This is a genomic window from Salimicrobium humidisoli, assembly GCF_002295105.1.
In the GTDB taxonomy this organism is placed as follows: Bacteria; Bacillota; Bacilli; order Bacillales; family Halobacillaceae; genus Salimicrobium; species Salimicrobium humidisoli.
On the sequence record NZ_NSGH01000012.1, the window covers coordinates 69,754 to 91,922 of the forward strand.

General features: G+C 45.9%; 22 protein-coding genes and 1 riboswitch. Of the genes, 2 read left to right on the forward strand and 20 right to left on the reverse strand.

The genetic code is table 11. The annotated features are described in order from the left end of the window. Positions 1-126 precede the first annotated feature (126 nt). A riboswitch (cobalamin riboswitch) is annotated at positions 127-295 on the reverse strand. 24 nt (positions 296-319) lie between these two features. The 17 genes from CKW00_RS08855 to CKW00_RS08935 form a co-directional block, all read right to left on the reverse strand. Then, positions 320-2,083 (reverse strand): ATP-binding protein, encoded by a 1,764-nt coding sequence (locus CKW00_RS08855; RefSeq protein ID WP_095822286.1) that lies wholly within the window; start codon positions 2,081-2,083, stop codon positions 320-322. Continuing rightward, positions 2,083-2,799, reverse strand: coding sequence for a response regulator transcription factor (locus tag CKW00_RS08860; protein ID WP_008587443.1), 717 nt, complete (start codon positions 2,797-2,799; stop codon positions 2,083-2,085). The genes CKW00_RS08855 and CKW00_RS08860 overlap by 1 nt, the downstream gene beginning before the upstream one ends. Before the next feature lie 161 nt (positions 2,800-2,960). Further along, a complete protein-coding gene (gene ccsB, locus CKW00_RS08865; protein ID WP_095822287.1) occupies positions 2,961-4,145 on the reverse strand; it encodes a c-type cytochrome biogenesis protein CcsB in 1,185 nt (394 codons plus the stop codon). After that, on the reverse strand, positions 4,126-5,802 hold the full coding sequence (gene resB, locus CKW00_RS08870; protein WP_095822288.1) for a cytochrome c biogenesis protein ResB: 1,677 nt from the start codon (positions 5,800-5,802) through the stop codon (positions 4,126-4,128). The genes ccsB and resB overlap by 20 nt, the downstream gene beginning before the upstream one ends. 27 nt (positions 5,803-5,829) lie before the next feature. Continuing rightward, positions 5,830-6,381 (reverse strand): thiol-disulfide oxidoreductase ResA, encoded by a 552-nt coding sequence (gene resA, locus CKW00_RS08875; protein ID WP_008587434.1) that lies wholly within the window; start codon positions 6,379-6,381, stop codon positions 5,830-5,832. A gap of 52 nt (positions 6,382-6,433) precedes the next feature. After that, on the reverse strand, positions 6,434-7,162 hold the full coding sequence (locus CKW00_RS08880; protein ID WP_095822289.1) for a pseudouridine synthase: 729 nt from the start codon (positions 7,160-7,162) through the stop codon (positions 6,434-6,436). 266 nt (positions 7,163-7,428) lie between these two features. Beyond that, entirely contained in the window at positions 7,429-7,995 is a 567-nt protein-coding gene (scpB, locus tag CKW00_RS08885; protein WP_095822290.1) for an SMC-Scp complex subunit ScpB, read from the reverse strand. Continuing rightward, entirely contained in the window at positions 7,982-8,728 is a 747-nt protein-coding gene (locus CKW00_RS08890; protein WP_095822291.1) for a segregation/condensation protein A, read from the reverse strand. Before CKW00_RS08890 ends, scpB begins: the two co-directional genes overlap by 14 nt. 113 nt (positions 8,729-8,841) lie before the next feature. Continuing rightward, the gene (locus tag CKW00_RS08895) at positions 8,842-9,195 is read right to left on the reverse strand and encodes a GNAT family N-acetyltransferase (RefSeq protein WP_095822292.1); all 354 of its coding nucleotides are present in this window, start codon (positions 9,193-9,195) and stop codon (positions 8,842-8,844) included. Between the two features lie 214 nt (positions 9,196-9,409). Further along, positions 9,410-9,841: a peptidylprolyl isomerase gene (locus CKW00_RS08900; RefSeq protein ID WP_095822293.1), complete on the reverse strand. Its 432-nt coding sequence runs from the start codon at positions 9,839-9,841 to the stop codon at positions 9,410-9,412. Then, complete coding sequence (gene lysA, locus CKW00_RS08905; protein WP_095822294.1) at positions 9,822-11,147, reverse strand: diaminopimelate decarboxylase; 1,326 nt, start codon at positions 11,145-11,147, stop codon at positions 9,822-9,824. Before lysA ends, CKW00_RS08900 begins: the two co-directional genes overlap by 20 nt. Before the next feature lie 267 nt (positions 11,148-11,414). Next, the gene (locus CKW00_RS08910; RefSeq protein WP_095822295.1) at positions 11,415-12,716 is read right to left on the reverse strand and encodes a pyrimidine-nucleoside phosphorylase; all 1,302 of its coding nucleotides are present in this window, start codon (positions 12,714-12,716) and stop codon (positions 11,415-11,417) included. A gap of 84 nt (positions 12,717-12,800) precedes the next feature. Then, on the reverse strand, positions 12,801-13,616 hold the full coding sequence (locus CKW00_RS08915) for a purine-nucleoside phosphorylase (RefSeq protein ID WP_095822296.1): 816 nt from the start codon (positions 13,614-13,616) through the stop codon (positions 12,801-12,803). Positions 13,617-13,633: 17 nt separating this feature from the next. Continuing rightward, positions 13,634-14,812 (reverse strand): phosphopentomutase, encoded by a 1,179-nt coding sequence (deoB, locus tag CKW00_RS08920; RefSeq protein WP_095822297.1) that lies wholly within the window; start codon positions 14,810-14,812, stop codon positions 13,634-13,636. 103 nt (positions 14,813-14,915) lie between these two features. Then, the gene (gene xerD, locus CKW00_RS08925) at positions 14,916-15,803 is read right to left on the reverse strand and encodes a site-specific tyrosine recombinase XerD (protein WP_095822298.1); all 888 of its coding nucleotides are present in this window, start codon (positions 15,801-15,803) and stop codon (positions 14,916-14,918) included. 37 nt (positions 15,804-15,840) lie between these two features. After that, positions 15,841-16,305, reverse strand: coding sequence for a ferric iron uptake transcriptional regulator (gene fur, locus CKW00_RS08930; RefSeq protein WP_008591296.1), 465 nt, complete (start codon positions 16,303-16,305; stop codon positions 15,841-15,843). A 210-nt stretch (positions 16,306-16,515) separates the two neighbouring features. Beyond that, entirely contained in the window at positions 16,516-17,073 is a 558-nt protein-coding gene (locus CKW00_RS08935) for an NUDIX hydrolase (protein WP_095822299.1), read from the reverse strand. Between the two features lie 72 nt (positions 17,074-17,145). Between CKW00_RS08935 and CKW00_RS08940 the strand changes: the two genes are divergently transcribed. Beyond that, positions 17,146-18,063 (forward strand): aldo/keto reductase, encoded by a 918-nt coding sequence (locus CKW00_RS08940; protein WP_095822300.1) that lies wholly within the window; start codon positions 17,146-17,148, stop codon positions 18,061-18,063. A gap of 80 nt (positions 18,064-18,143) precedes the next feature. On the opposite strand, the gene CKW00_RS08945 is transcribed toward CKW00_RS08940, so the two are convergent. The 3 genes from CKW00_RS08945 to CKW00_RS08955 form a co-directional block, all read right to left on the reverse strand. Next, on the reverse strand, positions 18,144-18,482 hold the full coding sequence (locus CKW00_RS08945; protein ID WP_095822301.1) for an iron-sulfur cluster biosynthesis family protein: 339 nt from the start codon (positions 18,480-18,482) through the stop codon (positions 18,144-18,146). Positions 18,483-18,579: 97 nt separating this feature from the next. Next, entirely contained in the window at positions 18,580-19,362 is a 783-nt protein-coding gene (locus CKW00_RS08950) for an SDR family NAD(P)-dependent oxidoreductase (RefSeq protein ID WP_095822302.1), read from the reverse strand. Continuing rightward, positions 19,349-20,317 carry an MBL fold metallo-hydrolase gene (locus CKW00_RS08955; protein ID WP_095822303.1) on the reverse strand — a complete coding sequence of 323 codons (969 nt, stop codon included), beginning with the start codon at positions 20,315-20,317 and terminating at the stop codon, positions 19,349-19,351. Before CKW00_RS08955 ends, CKW00_RS08950 begins: the two co-directional genes overlap by 14 nt. 191 nt (positions 20,318-20,508) lie before the next feature. On the opposite strand from CKW00_RS08955, the gene CKW00_RS08960 reads away from it, so the two are divergent. Beyond that, positions 20,509-22,029 (forward strand): AbgT family transporter, encoded by a 1,521-nt coding sequence (locus CKW00_RS08960; RefSeq protein WP_095822304.1) that lies wholly within the window; start codon positions 20,509-20,511, stop codon positions 22,027-22,029. Positions 22,030-22,169 lie beyond the last annotated feature (140 nt).

The window sequence follows — 22,169 nt, forward strand, 5'->3', positions numbered from 1 at the left end:
TTCTTCAAATTTTAGAAGAAAAAGCATTGGAACAACCTGCCATAAAAAAGCCCGTCCATAAAGGACGGGCTTGAGATATCGACATACATTGATAGTCCAGGTCATCTCAAACGCTCAATCCTCGAAGCAATGAATCCTTCACAGACAGGTTTACTGGCTTATGTCATCCTACTCCGATACCTTCCCGTGGCGAACTTTCACCACAGTGGATTTTATCGTTTCGTTACATTTACAGTTGCGAGGACAGCTCCGGATTCGCACCGGATTCCCTAAAACCTGTGAAAATTATTCAATTAATTATAACATTACATGAATCGTTCTATTTTGGCAAGTTCTCTACGGGCAGATATATATAGAACGTAGTTCCTTCCCCTTCTTTACTCTGAACGGAGATTTTCCCTTTATGGGCCTCTACGATATTCTTCGCAATAGCAAGACCCAGTCCCGTTCCCTGCTTCTCTTCGGAAGGAGCCCGTTTCCTGGACTTATCTCCTTTATAGAAGCGTTCAAAGATGAATGGAAGATCTTCCTCCGGAATACCTGCACCTGTATCTTCCACTTTTATTTCAAAATGGTCCTCCCCTCCGTGAAGGTGAACATGTACAGAACCGTCCTCCGGTGTATGACGGATAGCGTTATCCAGAAGGTTCGTTACCACCTGTTCTATACGGTCGGAATCGATGGAGACAGTACCTGCCGGAAGGCCGGATCTTTCATGAAGGAGTTGTACACCGGTTTCCTCTGCCACTCCCTGGAATTTATTCACTATACGATCGAGAAAAAGATTCACGTCCACAGGCTCTTTATGCAACTGAATGTTCCCCGATTCCATTCTGGCAAGATCAAGCAGTTCGTTTACAAGACGACCCATCCGTTCGGATTCTTCCAGAATGATTTGAGCCAGCTCATTTTTCTCTTCTTTCGTAGTTGCTACTTCATCGACGATCGCTTCGCTGTATCCACGCATCATGGATATAGGAGTGCGGAGTTCATGAGAAACGTTTGCAAGGAAATCCTTACGAAGTTTATCGAGCCTTCGTTCTTCCGTCATATCCCTTAGTACAGCCACTACTCCTCTGATGGTAGTGTTGCTGTAAAGGGGGGTCATGATGATCACCCAGTTCCTCCCCTGGACAGTGACTTCCGTCATGGCTTCCCTCTCTTCCGTGATGACAGATTCGAACAGTTCATGCAGGGACGAAGGCAGTTCTTCCTCCTCCAGCTCCTCCTCATATCTCCACGACTGTAACAGCTGTTTCGCAGGAGGATTGGTCACCAGTATTTTCCTTTTATGATTTAAGGTGATTACTCCGTCGGCCATGGATTTCAAAACGCCCGAGAGCTGTTCTTTCTCCTGATTCAGCGCATCGATATTCTGCTTAAGCTGACGGCCCATCCGGTTGAATGCAATGGCCAGTTCTCCTATTTCGTCATGAGTAATAATGGGTATCTTTGTATGGAACTCGCCTTCCGACAGCTCAAACGCTCCTTTACGCATTTTCATAAGAGGTGCTGTAATCCGTGTCGATAAGAAAAAAGCGAAAATCGTAGTCAATACTATAGCTATACCGGCACCGAGAAAGACAGTTTTAGTCGTCTGCTGGGTCGTTTCTTCCACAGAATCCAGGGGTTTGTAGACGAAAACAGCTCCCCTGTCTCCCGAGAGGGGGGAACCCACAGCCAAAAACTTCCTCCCGTCAGCCGAAGCCACTTTTTTCACTTCCGTTCCCCCGGATATTACCCGTGCCAGCTCTTCATCCTGTTCAAACCACTGTTTCTGTAGTTCTTTGAAGTCACCGCTATCGCTTTCCGCTTTCCAGGATTGCCCGTTTCCACGAACGACAAGCACGTGGCTCGAAGCTGATTTCACGGTGTCTGTAGTACTTCGGATAATATCCTGTCGTTGTTCACTGTCTATAAGCGTCGACACTACCGTAGCGGTACGGAGCATTTCTTCTTCAGCTTTATTCACATGAAAGTTCTCGAAAAATTGAAGCAGCAGTACTGTCAGAATTATAAGAACGAAACAGACAAGGAGCAAAATGGTAAACCACAGTTTTACTACTACACTGCGCCAGAACATCAATCGTTATTTACCACGAACTTGTATCCTACACCCCACACGGTAGCAATCATACCGGCCGATTCTGCCGATACTTTACTCAGTTTTTCCCTGAGTCTTTTGACGTGGGTGTCTACAGTTCTCAGATCCCCGAAAAATTCGTACTTCCACACTTCCTTCAACAACTGTTCCCGGTCGAAAACTTTATTAGGACGTTCAGCCATATACAGCAGCAGCTCATATTCTTTAGGCGTAAGCGGAACTTCTTTTCCTTGAGCCGTCACTTTATGAGCATCATTGTCAATGGTGAGATGAGGGAAAACGATAATATTTCTCGCCTCGGTATCCGTGTTCAGAAACTTCGTACTTGATGCTCTGCGCAGCAGAGCTTTAACTCTCAACACGACTTCACGCGGGCTGAAGGGTTTTACTATGTAGTCATCCGCTCCCGTTTCAAATCCTTCCACGCGATTCGCTTCCTCTCCTTTGGCCGTAAGCATGATAACCGGTGTCGCTTTTTTCTCACGCAGGGCTTTACAGACCTCGATACCGTCCATACCCGGAAGCATCAGATCCAGTAAAATCACGTCGTAATTATTCTGCAGAGCCTTTTGAAGAGCGCGCTCTCCGTCCTCGGCTTCTTCAATGGTATAATCTTCCCTTTCAAGGTACATTTTCACAAGTCTTCTGATACGTTCTTCATCATCCACCACTAAAATTCTGGCTCCCTGATCCATCGGAATCCCTCCTCAAATTGAATTAGAATCGCTGCAGGGCACCCGGGCTTCCGCCGGATGAATGCAGTATTTCTTTGAAAATCCGCATACTCGCTCCCATGTCCAATCATAATAAAAAGAATGTTAAAAGAAAAGACAGGAGTTTGTCCCCTGTCTAAACGTTATGCGTAAGAATGTAGGCCGGAAATGATCAGGTTGACCGCCAGCAGGTTGAACATAATGATGGCGAAACCTATAACGGCAAGCCAGGCAGAACGTTCTCCTTCCCAGCCCCGCGTAAGCCTCAAATGCAGAAATGCTGCATAGAAAAGCCAGGTTATCAGGGCCCACACTTCTTTCGGGTCCCATCCCCAGAATCTGTCCCAGGCTTCCTGAGCCCAAATAGAAGCGAATATGATTGCTCCCAGGGTAAATACAGGAAAGCCTATAGCAACGGAACGGTAAGAAACTTCATCCACCAGTCTTGGACTCGCACTTTTCAGTAAAGGCTGAATGGATTTAGCGATCCTTTTTCTCAGTATTAACCTTAAGAGACCGTAAATCACAAGTCCTGCCAAAAACGACCATATAATCGTGTTGAATTTAACCGGAGCATTCACTCCCTGCATCCAGCCCGGAGTCTCGAACAACGGTCCGAAAGCACCTTCTGTAACCAGCTCTCCACCGTTCGGCCCGGCTATCGCAGGCATTTCGTAAGTAATTTCCGTCATCTGTTCATTGACAGGTGCTTCGAATACCGTTTTATAGTCTGCAGCACCAAAACCGGAGGCCACCACTATGTACCCGAGTGCACTCATAAGTGCGAACAGGACGAACTCCAGCCACCTTGTCCGTTTCGTAGCTTTTTCCTGATTTACCTGGCGAATGAGATAAATCAGGCCGGCAGCAAAACTGATGGCAAGGATTGCCTGTCCGAGAGCTGCAGTCGTCACGTGGATATATAGCCAGTGAGACTTGAGCGAAGGCACGAGAGGACTGATTTCAGTCGGGAACATGCTGGCATATGCAATGACCAGAAGAGCCACCGGCAAAGCGAAAAGACCGAGCAGCGTAATTCTGTAAATAAGAAACAGAACTATGAAGCCGAACACAAGCATCATGCCGAAGAACGTCATGAATTCGAAAAGGTTACTGACCGGCGCATGACCGGCTGCGATCCAGCGGGTTATGAAATAACCTATCTGGGTAAGAAATCCAACGACCGTCAGTCCGATCCCCACGTTCCCGAGTTTTCTGTTCGTTTTCTCATTCGTCATTTTCACTGTAGCACCGAATATGAAAGTGGCTATCAAATAAATGAAGAATGAGGCATAAAGTAAATTACTGCTAATCGCTGATAATTCCATCATCCTTCCTCCTTTCTTCCGCATCTTTCTCTTCCTGTTGATCTACCGGGAAAGCTATCCCCGTTCCTTCAAGGGTCCTGTCGATATCTTTTTTAAGAGCGAACCAGTTTTTATTGGTGTGACCGGCCACCCAGACTCCGGCACCTTTTGGCTGAATCCAGATCCGACGATGGTTCCAGTACATCCCCTGGATGACGCCTATCATGAATATAGCCGCTCCGACGGCAATGATCGGCAGCGTATAGTCTTTTTTGACCGTAAGTCCCGTCACGTCCCTCGTTTCGAAGTTTGTGAGTCCGAGTTTGTAATCATTGTTTCCGGAAGCATCTATGTTCACACCGATACCGGCAAAGCTTACTTCCGTTTCCTCTCCAGGAGCATCCACTTCAAAGATGAACGCCGGATTTCTCGGGAATTTCGAAACCTGCTTCGGTTCCCCGTCGTCGAGTTCAAATTCCGGGAAGTATCTTTCAAGTCTGACGACAGTACCGTTATCAAGCTTGTACTCATCTTTAGGTTCGATCAGGTCTACCGTAAACTCTCCGTAGTTTGAATCCTCATCACCTTTATCATGAAGTTTGAAGGTCATGGAAGAGAATTCGTTCAGCTGATAACTGGCCTGGTAAAGAGAAATACCGTTTTCGAGCGGAATCGGATGGTTCACTCTCGCTTCCGCTTCTTTCACCTTTTTAAGTTCGGGTTCTTTACCCGGAACGACGGGAAGATCCGTCCGTTTATATATTACTGCGTTCGTCTGATAGTTTTCAGGAACCGGAGCGCTCTGCTTCTGCAGTGACTCCCGGAACTGGGAATTCCCCTCATCTTCCATATCGTAAGTTTCCAAAATGAAATCTTTGTTTTTCATATAGTAGATTCCATCGGTACCTACAATCTGTTTCGTTTCTCCTTCGCGCACCCAGAGAAACTCGTCCATATACATAGCGGGAACGAATCTCAGCATAGCACCAAGAAGAACGATAATCAGACCTATGTGGTTAACATACGGGCCCCATCTGGAGAAACGATTCTTTTCAGCCAGTATGTTTCCGTCTTCTTCATACAAATTATATCTTTTGGATTTCAGATTGGCTTTCAATTTTTTGTAATCTATGTTGCCCGAGTCGGTCTCACCGAAGATACGCTGCTTTTTCATGAAGTTGGGATGACGTTTCGGTTTCTGTTTCTTCAGTGTTTTATACAGGGGTACGAAACGGTCGATACTTGCAATTACGATGGAAATCCCGAGCATAGCAAGGAGAAGCAGGTACCACCATGAGCTGTATAGATTATGAAACCCGAGCTGATAATATATCTGTCCGAGTATACCGTACTGATCTTTATAGTGGGTAGAGGGGTCCGACCCTGGAGGCAGGTACATCTCCTGCGGGAAGATTGTTCCCAACGCGGAAGCTACCACGATTACTATAATAATGGATACTCCTATTTTTACAGAAGAAAAGAAGTTCCACGTTTTATCTATAAATGTCCTCTGATACGTTTGTGACCTTCTCGCACTGCCATCGTATCTCATGTTCAGCAACTGCTCAGGTTTATTGTTATTCAGGTGCTGGTTTGCTTCGAACGGTTTCCCGCAGGCTTCACAAAGCACCGTTCCTTCCGGGTTCACATGCCCGCATTCGCATGTAATTTTACTCATATAAATACCCCACATTTTTATCCATATTTAAGAAGAAGGAGTTATATCCTGAAGGTGACCTTCCAGTTTACTCAAGGTCAGCGGCCCGATGACCGTTTCCTCGATCTTTCCATCAGGACCGATGAATAGTGTCGAGGGGATTGGACCGATGTTATACAGATTCATCACCTGTCCATCCTTATCCTGTAGTATAGGAAACGTTAACTGGTACTCTCTCATAAACTGCTCGACTACTATATCGGTAGTATCCAAATTGATCGCGAGAATCTCCACGCCTTTTTTCTTGTATTTCGGATACAGTTCCTCCATGTATGGCATTTCGTCTTTACACGGTTCGCAATATGTAGCCCAGAAGTTAATCATAACGCCTTTCCCGCGGTAATCTTCGAGTTCTACCGTCTCGTCGGTCCCGAATTTCTTAAGGGCGAAATTCGGAGCTTTTTCGCCTTCCTCTACAGAGACGCCGTCTTCCTGAAATGCAGACGCTACGGCGAAGACCACGAGACTCAGCATAATTACAAGCAGAGTTGAACGGAAAATAAGTCGCTTTTTCTTTTTCTTTACTGTTTTTTCACTCATACCACTCACCCCCCGACATTATAACATGAGTGTTTTTTAAATTTATTGAACATTATTTAACATTTTCATCCGCAAGCTGGCGTAACTGCTTGACTTCGTGAGGTTTCAGCGGGCGAAAGTCCCCGGCATTCAGTCCGTGAAGATTCAGGAATCCGTACTGTTCTCTTTTCAGTTTATCGACAGGTACTCCGAGTGCGTCGAACATTTTCCTTACCTGTCTGTTTTTTCCCTGATGAAGAGTCATCTGAATGATAGCAGTGTTCTTTTTCCCATCGGTCGAAGTAATTCTTACATCTTCCGCTTTAAAAAATTCACCTTCGATCTCCATCCCCTGCTTCAGCTGTTTCATCTGTTCGCGGGTCGGTATGCCACGGGACTTGATGATATATACTTTGTCTATTTTATGTTTCGGGTGCATCAGTTTATTGGCGAATTCCCCGTCATTTGTAAGAAGGATAAGCCCTGACGTATCGTAGTCCAGCCGTCCCACCGGAAATAGACGTTGGTCGATCTCCGGAATGTAGTCGGTTACGACTTGCCGGCCCCGGTCGTCTTTGGAACTCGAGATGACGCCTCTCGGTTTATATAACAGAAAATAAACGGGGGCTTCCCTTTGAAGAGGTACTCCGTCAACTTCCACTTCATCCTGAGAGGACACTTTGGTTCCCAGTTCCTTAATTGTTTCATTATTGACCTTCACCCGTCCTGCTTTGATGAGTTCTTCGGATTTTCTTCGCGATGCGACGCCGGCCTGGGCCATTACTTTCTGCAATCTTTCCATTTTTACCTACTCCCTCTTTTCTCCACTTAAGAGACCACGCTGCGAAGACAACGCGGTCATTTATCGAAAACATTCGTTTTATATTCATTGATACTGCATCCGTAGCCATTATACCAACAATCTTCAAGTGCAGTCCAACATTGAGAATTTTTCTTTATCTATTGTGACTAATCAGTGAAAACCTTTTCGTTGTAAGTTATGTATATGTCGGATCTGTGGCTGTTTCTGTACATGATAACCTCTATGAACCGGCACACCCCGGTTCTTCACCCTTCTTCCAAAGAATCGAAAAAATTCTCAGCCGCCGAATAATCTTCCTGAAATGCTTCTTTCAATTCAGGAAGGTCTTCCAGTGACTGTAAACCGAAGTAAGTAAGAAAGTGTTCGGTCGTCCTATAAAGAATGGGTCTGCCTACCGTTTCCTTTCTACCTGCTTCTTCCACCAGCTGCCTTTCAGCGAGTGTCTGCAGCGCCTGATCACTCTTCACTCCGCGGATGTAATCCACTTCGACCCGGGTAATCGGCTGCCTGTAGGCGATAATAGCCAGCGATTCCAGCGAAGCCTGAGATAGACGCGTATGATTTTTCTTGTATCCCCATCTCTTATAGACTGCCGCATATTCCGGTTTCGTCGTCAGACTGTACGTTCCTCTCGACTCCATCAGACGGATCCCTCTCCCGGGATTCTGCAGCTCTTCCTTCCAGTCTTCAAGTAGTTCCTCCACTTCATTTTCCCGGATTTCCAGTATTTCTGAAAGTTGTTTCTTATGCATCCCTTCTTCTCCGGCAGCAAACAGCAGCCCCTCGAGAATCGCAAGCTTACTCTCTCCCATGATTATCCCCCTGTTTAAATATATATAAATCTTCAAAATGTTCGTCCTGCCTGCATAAAACCTGTTTATCTTTCACCAGTTCCAGCAGGGCGAGAAATGTATTCACCATTTCAGTTCTTGTGCGGGCGGAGAAAAGTTTCTCAAACGTTATACCGGATGGGGATTGCTGTATCTTTTGAAGAATATGGTCCATCGTCCGTTTAATGGGCATCTCATCTCTTTTCACCCCTGTCTCCACTTCCGGAGACGGAGATCCAGTTTTATTAAACATGCGCTGCAAAGCTTCGATCATATCAAAGACGGTAGCCTGCTGATCATCCCCGGCTCCCTCCTCTATACTCACCGGAGGTCTGGAGTAGACTTCGTTATCTTCTGCTTCCCTGTCTTTCAGCTGCCCTGCCGCATACTTAAACTTCCTGTATTCCTTAAGTCTTTCCATAAGTTCTTCTCTCGGATCCTCCTCGCTTTCCAGCTCTTCCGGATCGACCGGTTCTTCCGGAAGCAGTGTGCTGCTTTTCATTGCAAGAAGCGTAGCAGCCATCACGAGATACTCACTTGCTATATCAAGTTCCAGCTCATTCATAGTGTGAATGTACTCCATGTACTGATCAGTAATCTCAGCTACAGGAATATCGTGGATGTCTATTTCAAGTCTCTGTATAAGATGAAGGAGCAGATCCATCGGTCCTTCAAAACCTTCTACTTTTATATGATACTCGCTTTTCACGGACATCAGCCTTTTCTCTATAAAGTTCTAATTCATTATAACACGAGGCTGCAAACTCTTCCGTAAGGACAACAACCCATTTTTCCACCCACAAAAAAGAGCGCGGAGTCCGCGCTCTTTCATTTTGCTTTATTGCATTTTTCTATAAACGCTTCTGTCTCTTCAGTGGCACAGACAGAGTAGGAACCCTGGTATTTATCTCTTACTTTTTCAACCATTTTTCGCCCGATGCCACTATTGCGATGTGACGGGTTGACGGAGACATGCTGAATAATCGCTTCGCGCTCGTTCACGCGAACGCCTGCGGCACCTATAATGTCTTCGCCCTCTTTCCACAAATATAAATGCCAGTCCTGATTATTCTCATATTCCTTGATAATGTCCTGCAGTTTCTTAACATCTTTTGCTTCCGGCATAAAGGACAGCAGCCCCATAGCAATTTTCTCAAAAGATTTTTTAAACCTGATTAACATAGTGACCCCTCAATCATCTTAGAAATTGATGTAAAGCCGGTCTACTGAACAACTACTCCAAACCAGTAGTACAGTCCGAAAACCAGACAAAATATCAATAATATTATTAGTAACCTTATGTTACGTTTACGCATTGAATTCCTCCCGGAATGACCCAGATAATAGCATACTCCATTCTCAAAAATTATTCAAGCGGTTATAGCTTTCCCGGCAGTCATTCGGACACTCTGACCTCTTTCATTACGTCACCCTTATTAATACGATCGACGATTTCCACTCCTTCAACTACCTGACCGAAAACCGTGTGTTTTCCGTCGAGATGAGGCTGAGGGCTGTGACAGACGAAAAACTGACTGCCCCCTGTATCTTTCCCTGCGTGAGCCATGGATAGCGTGCCTCTCTGGTGCCGGTGAGGATTGTCATCTGTTTCACATTTGATAGTATAACCAGGTCCGCCAGTTCCGTCACCTCTCGGGCACCCTCCCTGTACTACGAAGTCAGGAATGACCCTGTGGAAAGTCAGGCCATCGTAGAACTTACTGTTTGCAAGGCTTTTGAAGTTCTCCACCGTACCGGGAGCATCTTCTTCATAAAGTTCCAGAACCATGCGTTCGCCATTTTCAAATTCAATATAACCGTTTTTCATCAGTATCTCCTCCTGTTTTAAAATTCAGATCAAATCTCGTTATCTCATCGAAGGATTCCCGTCTGATCACCAGCTGATGAGAGCCGTTCTCTACGAATACGACAGCCGCTTTAGGGAATCGGTTGTAGTTATTCGACATGGAATAACCGTAAGCCCCGGTACTGAATACTGCCAGCGTGTCGCCGGGAGTAATATCAGGAAGCGTCGCATCCCATATCAGCATATCCCCGGACTCACAGCATTTACCCGCTATGGCATACGTACGCCTCTCTTCCTCGTGCATCCTTTCTGCCGCTTTAATGTCATACCTGGCATCATAAAGAGCGGGGCGTATATTATCGGTCATACCACCATCCACCGACAGATAGGTACGCACCCCTTCGATTTCCTTTACTGAACCTGCTTCATAAAGCGTTACTCCGGCATCCCCCACTATCGCTCTCCCGGGTTCTATCCAGATCTCGGGCATAGGATAATTCTGCGTTTCCGATTGGAACTTCACTTCGCTCATAAGAGCCCGGGCGTACTCATTGAGGCTTAGCGGATCATCATCCTCCGTATAGCGGATTCCGAATCCTCCCCCCAGATTGAGTACTTTCGCTTCATAGCCATGTTCTTCTTTCCACTTCTTCATTATATCAAACAGTTTCCTTGTGGCCATCAAAAACCCGCTCGTTTCAAAAATTTGGGAACCGATATGGCAATGCAGGCCGATGACATTCATTCCGGTTGATTCCAGGAGAGAAGTGAAGGCCCGGTCCGCCTGACCACTCGTTAAATCAAAACCGAACTTGGAATCTTCCTGTCCCGTTAAAATGTAGTCATGCGTGTGCGCCTCTATACCAGGTGTCACTCTGAGAAGTACGTCCATCGTTGTATTCTGTTCTTCAAGAATTTCTTCAAGCAAAGCTATCTCATAGAAGTTATCTACTACGATGCACCCAATCTTAGCGTCCACGGCCATTTTTAATTCTGATCTGCTTTTATTATTCCCGTGCATGTGTATTTTTTTCACCGGAAAACCTGCTTCGAGAGCAGTATAAAGCTCTCCCTCGGAAACTACATCCAGGCTCAGCTTTTCTTCATCCGCCACCTGAATCATGGCGATGGATGAGAATGCCTTGCTGGCATAAGCTACCTGGGCCGGTATACCTTCCTGTTCAAACGTTTCTACAAAAGCTCTTGCATTCTGTCTTATCCTTCCTACATCATAAACGTAAAGAGGGGTTCCGTATTCTTTTTTCAACGTGGAAACATCCACCCCTCCTATTTCAAGTATTCCTGCCGTATTTGTGGAATGTTCCAATTACACCCGTCCTTCCGTTAAGTACACCTGCAGTTTCTTTGACAGAGCTGCACCTTCAAAAAATTCAAGGAATGCTGCAGCCGAATTTATTTGAATACAAATAATATTTATAAATTTATCATAATCGTCTTACACCTACAACATATTAAGTCCGGTACCGGAGAACGGGAGCTTACAAAATCTGATAAAAAGCGGGTAATGATAAGGAAAGGCTGCCGAAATAAATTTCGACAGCCATCCCGGGCAGCATTCGCCCATATAACGGTACTACTTGATGATATTATGAAGTAGTATCGGGGCCTCTTTTTTCTCGGAAGTAATGGTGTAAGCTTTCTTCACTTTCTCCACTGAATCTTCCGGTTCTTTCATATTACTGTGAAGAACAACGAGAGGCTCTCCCTCTTCCACTTTATCGCCGATTTTCTTCTTGAGGGTGATACCGACACTGTGATCGATCTTATCGTCTTTCGTCTGACGACCTGCGCCGAGATACATCGCGGCTACTCCGATGGATTCCGCATCAATCTCATTTACATACCCGCCGGTTTCAGCCGGCACCTCCACATGGTATTCAGCCTGTGGTAGCTTACTCAGATCATCAATCATTTCCCCGGCTCCGTGCTGGGCTTCAATGAATTCTTTCAGTTTTGCGTGGGCTTTTCCGTTGGATATGTTCTCTTCAAGCGCCTCTCTGGCAGCTTCCGGTTTATCGAAAGCCCCTGCCAGAACACTCATCTGGGAAGCAATCTCAAGCGAAAGTTCACGAAGGTCCTTCACATCACTTCCCTTAAGAATTTCAGCCGCTTCTTTTATCTCATTTGCGTTTCCGACCTCAAAACCAAGCGGCTGGTTCATGTCACTGATAACAGCTACTGTATTTTTACCGAGTTCATTACCGATGGTAACCATTTCTCTGGCAAGCGCTTCAGAGTCTTCTACTGTTTTCATAAATGCACCGGAACCCGTTTTCACATCAAGTACAATACTGTCCGCGCCTGAGGCCAGTTTTTTACTCATGATGGAACTTGCAATCAGGGAAAGAGCGTTCACCGTACCGGTCACATCTCTCAGGGCATACAATTTCTTGTCCGCAGGAGCCAGGTTCCCCGTCTGGCCGGCTACCGCCAGCTTATGGGTGTTTACATTTCTGACAAATTCCTCTTTGGTTATTTCAGTAGTGAATCCCTCTATCGCTTCTAACTTGTCAATCGTTCCTCCGGTATGACCGAGACCACGACCGGACATTTTTGCTACGGGAACTCCGAGGGAAGCAACCAGCGGGCCGATGATAAAAGTGACTTTATCCCCTACCCCGCCTGTGGAGTGTTTATCGACAATGTGGCCTTCAATGTCGCTCAGGTCTATTTTTTCGCCTGAGTCTACCATTGCCTGGGTTAGCGCAGCCGTTTCTTTTCCATTCATTCCTTGAAAATAAATCGCCATAGCTAGAGCGGAAGCCTGGTAATCAGGGATTTCTCCGTTCGTGTATCCGTTAATAAAAAATCTGATTTCCTCTTCACTCAGTATATTACCTTCTCTTTTTTTTACGATAATGTCATACATTCTCATGTAGAGTCACCTTCCTGTGGTTCACTTCTCCGCACGTGTAGCCGAGAAATTATATTTTCACCATTTGCTTCCGAAAGGGAATTGTTATACAGCTTTCACGACCGCCTTAACGAAACTGAGAAAGTCTTCCCTCACCCTTGCAGTCGTCTCTATCACTTCATCGTGAGTCAGGGGCTGATCAAGGATGCCTGCAGCCATGTTTGATATACACGAAATACCGAGAACTCTGAGACCTGCATGATTCGCCGCTATAACTTCCGGCACAGTCGACATGCCGACCGCATCCCCGCCGAGCGTTCTGAGCATACGGATTTCGGCAGCCGTTTCATACACGGGACCGGTATTGCCGACATATACCCCCTGCTCCACTTTAAGCCCGAGGTCGTCCGCCTTATTTTGTGCCGTCTCAATAAGGGTTCTGTCATAAGCTTCCGACATGTCCGGGAACCTGACCCCCATCGAATCGTCGTTCGGACCTATAAGCGGGTTGTCTCCCATCTGATTGATGTGATCTTTTATGATCATGAGCTGCCCGGGTTCGTAACTTTCGTTGATACCGCCGGCGGCGTTCGTAACGAACAGATCCGAAATACCAAGTGATTTCATGACCCTTACCGGAAACGTCACTTCTTTCATCGTATAACCTTCATAATAGTGGAAACGTCCCTGCATGGCGATCACCTGTTTACCTTCAAGTTCACCGATAACCAATTGACCTTTATGACCGGAGACGGTCGATTCCGGGAAATGTGGCACATCTTTATAAGGAATAGTAACAGGGTTCGTTATTTCATCGGCAAGTACTCCGAGACCGGAACCGAGAATCAGACCGATCGCCGGTGTCTTATCCAGCTTCCCTTCAATAAAAGCTGATGCTTCCTTAACTGCTTCAGTATTCATTTAATTACCTCCATATTTCAAAGAATGTTTTTCAGGAAACTTTTTCCGTATTCCGGCATTTTCACAGAGAAGTTCTCAGCTACCGTTGCTCCGATATCAGCAAAAGTCTGGCGCTGATCCATCTCCTGGCCGTGTTTCACATTATTGTGATAAACGATGAGAGGAACCAGTTCTCTCGTGTGGTCAGTACCGTGATGGACAGGGTCATTTCCGTGATCCGCTGTAATTATAAGAAGATCGTCGTCGTTCATTTTTTCAAGTACTGTCGGCAGGCGCTCATCGAACGCTTCAAGCGCTTTGCCGTAACCGACAGGATCTCTGCGGTGACCGAATTTTGCATCGAAATCCACGAGGTTCAGGAAATTGAGACCTTCAAAGTCTTCATCCATAGATTTTATGAACTTATCCATTCCATCGTCATTATCGTCGGTCCGGATCGCTTCCGTGACACCTTCTCCGTCGTAGATATCCGAAATTTTACCGAGAGCCACGACGTCATAATCCTCATCCTTCAAGTGGTTCATCACTGTGCGCCCGAAAGGTTTCAATGCGTAATCGTGACGATTCGACGTCCTTTCAAATTCGCCGGGTTTCCCTACGAACGGACGGGCAATCACTCTTCCCACCATATACTTTTCATCACGCGTGATTTCCCTTGTGAATTCACAGATTTCATAAAGTTCTTCCGGAGGAATGACATCTTCATGGGCGGCTATCTGGATAACGGAATCTGCAGACGTGTACACGATCAAATCACCGGTTTCCATATGGTGCTCTCCCAGTTCTTTAATTATTTCCGTTCCGGAAGCAGGTTTATTCCCTACAATTCCACGACCCGTTTTCTCTTTGATCTGATCCAGAAGTTCATCCGGGAAGCCCTCAGGGAAAGTACGGAAAGGTTTGTCAATATACAGCCCCATTATCTCCCAGTGACCTGTCATAGTATCTTTTCCGTTGGAAGCTTCCATCATTGTCGTATAATGAGCTTTCGGCTGCTCAACTTTATCTATACCCGGTATTTCCCTGATGTTACTTAATCCGAGCTGCCCGATATTAGGCATTTTCAGACCGTTCATTTTTTCGGCTATGTGACCGAGCGTATCTGCGCCTTCATCGTTGAACTGAGCCGCATCCGGCGCCTCTCCGATCCCCACTGAATCCATTACTATTAAAAACACTCTTTTAAATTTATCCATAATTGATACCTCCTGCTGATTTTATTTCCCGTCTTTTCCGGAGTATAAGCATAAATATGTCGTAAGATGTCAGACAACATAACCTGTAAGTCAATTGTACCAGTTAAGCCCTGGGGTGGAAAGTACGGTACACGTCCTGCAGTCTCGTTTTCGTAACGTGAGTATAGATTTGCGTCGTGGAAATGTCCGCATGCCCAAGCATCTCCTGAACCGCACGAAGATCCGCACCATTCTCCAGCAGATGAGTAGCGAAAGAATGCCGTAATGTGTGAGGAGTAATCTCATTATTTACTCCTACATCCCTGGCAACCGCTTTCAATATTTTCCAGAAGCCCTGCCGGGAAAGCGCATTTCCGTGGTGGTTAACGAACAATTCTTCCGTTTTCTTCTTTTTAACGAGTGCCTGACGTGCTCCCTGCAAGTATTTTTCCACAGCTTCCCGGGCCATATCCCCAAGCGGGACAATTCTCTCCTTTTCCCCTTTCCCGAGACAGCGAACGAATCCCATGGTCAGATGAAGATCGGAGACTTTCAGGGAAACAAGTTCCGAGACCCGCAACCCGGTGGCATAAAGCATTTCGAGCATAGCTTTATTTCTGGCATCGAGGGAGTTCGTCACCGTCAGGTTCAATAATTTTTCCACATCTTGACTGGAAAGTATTTTGGGAAGTTTCCTTTCTTTCTTCGGTGTTTCTATATGTAAACTTGGATCTTTATCCACTTTCTTTTCACGCACAAGAAACTGATGGTACAGACGTATGGAAGAGAGAAGTCTGGCAATGGTGGAGGGACTTCTCCCTTTATCATTCAGTGTATAAAGGTACTGCATAATATGATGCCTCGTAACCTGATCGAAATCAGTGACCGCCTCTCTTTCCTTCAAATAGGAGAAGTACTGTTTCAAATCTCTCTTGTAGGACTGCACTGTGTTATCAGACAGCCCCCTTTCAACTGTTAAGTAATGGAGAAAATCGTTGAAATCGTCCCACATAGCTGAAACTCCTCTTCCGATTTATAGTGCAATGCCCTCAATTGGACACGCTGTTAGTAACAGTGATTTCCTGACAAACTTTACATATACCATGAAAAGTGAGGCGATGATCCTTCACCTGGAACTTCCAGTCACTTTCCACGACTTTCTCGACTTCTTCAAGTAGGTCCTCTTCGATTTCCTCGACAGAACCGCACTCCGTACAGACGAGATGGTGGTGGAAGTGTTCTGCTCCTTCTTTTCTTAAATCATATCGGGAAACTCCATCACCAAAGTTGATTTTATCAACCACTTTCAACTCCGAAAGTAATTCCAGAGTCCGGTATACGGTGGCCAGCCCTATTTCGGGGGCTTTCTCTTTCACGAGCAGATAAACATCCTCTGCACTCAGATGATCAGCTTCGTTCTCCAGCAGAACGCGGACGGTAGCTTCCCGTTGAGGCGTCAATTTGTAACTTTGGGAGTGTAATTGTTTTTTGATTCTTTCTAATCGATGTTCCATACAACCGCCCCTCTTTCCTATTTCAATTTAATTATAGCAAAGTCGTTCTCAGTGTCAAATTAAAATAATTATTATCTGTTATTGATAATCATTATAATATAATAAATACTTATCATCACTCATTCTCACTGAGTACGTAAGGCCGGGCATAAAAGATTACAGAGGACGTGGACAAATCAGACGACCTATCTTCATCTTTACTACGGAGATTCAGTCTCCTCCAGGAAACAGAAAGAGCCTGGCATAGAGTAAAGCATAAGAGGTTTTGGCGTCGTGGATGATTTCCTTTTCTTCCTGCCGGAATGCCTCCTCAAGAGTCAACTCCTCCACGGTTACGAATTCATCGTCGTCTCCGGCTACATTATCGGACAGTTTCCAGGGATCCTCGGCCAGATAAAGATAAACCAGTTCATCAGCGAAACCCGGGGATGTATAGAAAGAATTGATCAATTTCAGACTCCCGCTGGAATACCCCGTTTCCTCCTCCAGTTCACGGATTGCCGTGCGTTCAGGATCTTCCCCTTTTTCAAGTTTGCCCGCCGGAATTTCAAGCAGGGATTTCTCAAGCGGTTTCCTGTACTGTTTCACCATGACTATTTTATCCTCTCCGGTAACTGCCAGGACTGCCACCGCCCCCGGATGATTGACAATCTCACGTTTTGATTGGTTACCGTCGGGTAATTGTACCGTGTCCACCTTTACATCAATTATTTTTCCTTTGTATATTTCTTCTGTGGAGATTGTGTTCTCTTTGAAATCTTCCTTCATCATTTATCACCTCTAAGTTTTCAGCTATTATAAGTTTAGGGGAAATCTACTATACAGGAAAGGATGAAAATCATGCAGAAAAGACAAATCGGTTCGTCCGATCTTCATATTTCGGAATTGGGACTTGGATGTATGTCCATCGGCACCGAAGAGAATAAAGCGAAAGACATTATTACTGCAGCTCTTGATAACGGAGTGAATTATCTCGACACGGCAGACCTGTACTCTTTCGGGGAAAATGAAAAGATAGTCGGTAAGGCCGTTCAGGGTAAAAGAGATCAGGTTGTAATCGGCTCGAAAGTCGGCAACAATTTCGACAAGGAAAAAGAAACGTGGGAGTGGGACCCTTCTCCACAGCACATCAAAGAAGGGCTGAAAGACAGTCTTCACCGTATGGACCTCGACTACATCGATTTGTATCAGCTCCATGGCGGCACAATCGACGATTCCGCAGATGAAATCATCGATACATTCGAAGATTTAAAACAGGAGGGCCTTATCCGTGAATACGGTATATCCTCCATCCGTCCGAATGTGATCAAGCAGTATCTGGAGCATTCCTCCATCGTGTCCGTTATGATGCAGTACAGTCTTCTGGACCGCAGACCCGAAGAATTATTTCCACTATTAGATGAGTATAACGTCTCTGTGCTGGCGCGTGGCCCTCTGGCAAAAGGGATGCTTTCTGGCAGCGCCGGAGAAGTTGTGCAGAGTAAAGGGAAAGAAGGCTTTCTCGAGTACAGTTACGAAGAGTTGAAACTCTTCACAGAACAATGGAGTCAACTGGCCGGTACCGAGGAAAACGCTAAAAGCTTCCAGTATATACTGAATAACAGAACGGTAGCCAGCTGTATCTTCGGGGCGAGCACCCCTGCTCAGGTGGAAGAAAATATACAGGCTTATGAAAAGGCAAAGCCGCTGCAGGAACATCTGTACCAACAGATGCAGTCGATCAGTAAACCGCTCCAGTATAAAAATCACAGATACTAAAAAGAGCTGCCGCACTGCGGCAGCTTTCTTATTCTCACATTCCGGCCGCAAGCCGGCTCTGATACCCCGAAGCTGATTTATTAGAAAGCTTCCGCTTTTTCTTTCACCTGTTTTACAGAAATGACAGGGTTCAGTATTCCTTCATCACTTTTAAGACGAAATGCTCCTTTGAATACTTCCACAGCCATATTCTTGCGGAAGAACAAAGACTGCTCTCCGTTCATGACGACAGTGTATCTGTCGCTCTCAACGTGCATATCCGTAGAGTCAGTTTTATCATCCAGTCTCATCAGTGGTACTCCATTCACCCCGCACCCGCAGTCGTCCGTATCATACTCGAGTCTGAGGACTGATCTTCCCGAGTCTGCCATTAATCCATCAAGAAGCTTACTTGCTTCATCCGTGAATTGAATATGCATAACATCCTCCCCTTTCCCTTTAATTATAGTATGATGCCCGCGTTTTGTAATGTTTTTCAACTTCAGATATGCACTGACCCGGGGCAGACTATAATCATCACTTTTTATGGAACTGGGCGGAGAACACTTTTTCTATAGTCGAGGGCATAAGCTGGTAAAGTTTACTTGCACCTTCCATCCATACCGGAGCGTTGATCTCTCTCCTGTAAGAGATGAAGGTGTGTACCATTTTAGCAGCGATTATGTTAGGGTTGAGCATAATTTTCCCGACAGAAATGCGGTAACCTCCGGTCGGGTCGGCCCGGTCGAAAAAGCTGGTGTCCACCGGTCCCGGATTCACTCCGGTTACACTAACGCCATCGACTTCCATACGCAGAGAATTAGTGAAACCCACAACAGCGTGCTTCGTCGCTGTATAAACTGCGGCTTTCGGCGTAGCTATCTTTCCGGACTGCGAAGCGACATTAACAATGTGGCCATCATTGCTTTTGAGTAAAGGTAGAAGTTCTTTAGTTATATGAATCAGAGCAGTCACATTCAGCCGGATCATCATATCGCTTTTCGACCAGGGCTCGGACTGAAGCTGTTCAAAACTTCCAAAACCCGCGTTATTTATGAGACCGGATAAATCTTTGTGGTTTTCCTTAACATACTCGATGAGTTTCTTTCTGTCAGCTTCCCGGCCCAGGTCCCCCGTGTGAATGTAGGGTTTTATCCCATACGACTCTTCTATGAACCGGGAGATCAATTCGAGTCTCCGGCCGTCCCTGGCCGCAAGAACGGGAACCGCCCCCTCCCCGGCAAGGTGCAGTGCAGTAAACATGCCGATTCCTCTGGAAGCTCCGGTTACTAATACTTTTCTATTATTAAGACTCTTCACTGATGAAATAAAAATCCACTCCTTTTGAACGTTCCCTGTAGATTTTCCCACGTTCTTCGAGAAAATCCAACTGTCCGACAGTTTCCGACATAGTAAGCGGGTACTGTTTTTTATATTGTCGCGGAAACAGCTTACGGCTTATATCAAAAGAATGCGAAGGCTGGTCCTCTATAATGGAGTAGACTTTGTCTGCGCGTTCTTCCTGCTGGGAAAGTCTTTTCCTGATAATTTCTTCAGCATTGTTAAAACGGGGGCCGTGGCCTGGCATTACTTCCTTTACATTGTAACGAAATAATTTCTTAAGAGAGTCCCGGTACTGAATCAGAGGTCTGGTCCTTTCGTTCCCGTGGAAAGGAGGCTCAATAATAGGGTTCGGCGAAATGTGGTACAGGAGATGGTCTCCCCCTATCATTACCCCGTCCTCCTTACTGAATAAAGAAATGTGACTCTGGGCGTGGCCCGGGGTCTCTATCACTTCCCAGTCGGAATGACCGGGGATCGTCTCGCCTTCTTTCAAAGTACCGGTAAGGGTGAACACCGGAAACTCCTTCAGCTTTTCAGGAGCTTCCCCGAGCTTATCAATCAATGCTTCCGGTACTCCGTTCTTCCGATAAAACTCTTCGAAAAAAGAAACGTACCGGGAAGAGAACCGGTCGTCCCTGTCTATCCAGGGGGATGCAGCCCGATGTGCAAGACATTGTTTTACGTTAGGTAGATACTCCACGAGCCCGACATGATCGGGATGATGGTGAGTGAGGACCACCTGGCTGATATCTTCAGGTCGCAGATCATAGCCGGCAAGCTGACTTCTGAAAGCTTCCCACGCTTCATCGGAACGGACACCGGCATCGATCAGTGTAATGCGCTCCCCTTTCAGGACGTATAAATGAACGTCCCCTACAGCGTAGGGGGTAGGTACGGTAATCGTATATAGACTGTCTTTTATAGTTTTCAATATGTAACCTCCGATACGTAATGAATGGTTATTCATTATTATAGCACGTCTTACAAATCATTTTTCAATTTTCTTTGTTTTGATAATAATCTTCCTAGTTAGACTTTTAGCAAAAGACTTTCTTTCAGACAACTCGTTTACTATACTTTCTCAAGTATATACAGCATTACACTAAAGAAAGGAAGTCAGCTATGGAAAGAACTTCTAAAAAAGGGTTTTTGATGAAAACTCTTGACTGGATTGAAAAAATAGGGAACAAATTGCCGCACCCCATTACATTGTTTGCAATATTCGCCTTGCTTGTAGTGGTGCTTTCAGCAATATTATCTGCTATAAACGTACAGGTGCAGGATCCGGCCACCGGAGAAAATCTGGAAGTGGTCAACCTTCTCTCCGCTTCGGGTATCCAGTACATGTTCGAATCAATGGTAGAAAACTTCGTCGGCTTCGCTCCGCTCGGAACCGTTCTGGTAACAATGCTAGGTATCGGTGTGGCGGAACGATCCGGACTTATAAGTGCTATGCTGCGGGGTCTCGTAACTTCGGTTCCACAGTCCCTTCTTACGGCAGCTCTCGTTTTCGCCGGAATTATGTCCAGTATGGCCTCCGACGCCGGTTACGTTGTTTTGACGCCACTCGGAGCCGTTCTATTCGCAGGGCTTGGCAGACATCCGTTGGCCGGTCTCGCTGCTGCATTCGCAGGTGTGTCTGCCGGTTACAGCGCCAACCTGTTTCTGACTTCCCTCGATCCGTTACTCGCCGACCTGACGATCCAGGCGTCCCAGACGATCGATCCGGCTTATGCAGAATCCATTTTATATACGATGAACTACTACTTTATGATCGCTTCTGTATTTGTGCTTACCATAGTAGGTACTCTCATTACCGATAAGCTGGTCGAGCCGCGCCTCGGATCTTTCACCGGGTCTTCGGATGATGAAATAAACTACTTGACGAACAATGAGAAAAAAGGATTGTGGGGAGCACTCGCTGCTCTTATTGTTACGGTCGGGCTTTTATCCCTGCTCATTCTCCCGAGCTGGGGACCGCTGCGTAACCCTGATGAATTTCTCGCTTCTCCATTTTTCCAAAGTCTCGTTCCTGTCATTCTCATCCTGTTTTTCATTCCGGGATTTGTTTACGGGAAAATTACGGGCGCAATTAAAGACGATAAAGATGTGGCCAATCAGCTTTCGGAAACGATGGCTACGATGGGGATGTACATCGTCCTTGCATTTACGGCAGGACAGTTCGTGGCTTACTTTAACCATACGAACATGGGTAAAGTGCTCGCTGTAACAGGAGCTGACTTCCTTGATTCCATCGGATTCACAGGTTTAGGGCTGATCGTCGCCTTCATCATCGTTGCGGCTGTCATCAACCTGTTCATCGGGAGCTCTTCCGCCAAATGGGCGATTATGGCACCGGTATTCGTCCCGCTGATGATGCAGCTCGGTTATTCACCGGAATTGACTACTCTTGCCTATCGTATAGCGGATTCGACAACTAATATTATTTCACCATTGATGCCGTATTTTGCCATTGTTATCGCTTTTGCCCAAAAATACGACAAAAACGTAGGAATCGGTACGTTGATCGCCACTATGCTTCCTTATTCCATCGGTTTCTTCATCATCTGGATTATCATGCTTTTCGTATGGATGGCCTTCGGATGGCCGATCGGTCCGGGAGCCGGTTTCTTTTATCAATAGTACTGCAGATAGGGTCTGGGACATAACTAACTCGGACTCGTAGTAAAAAAACTCCGATCATCGTAAAAAGATGATCGGAGCTTTTTCGATATCGGTCTTTCCAGTCTCCAGAGGCAGAATTTGCGATGGTGGCGTTGTAT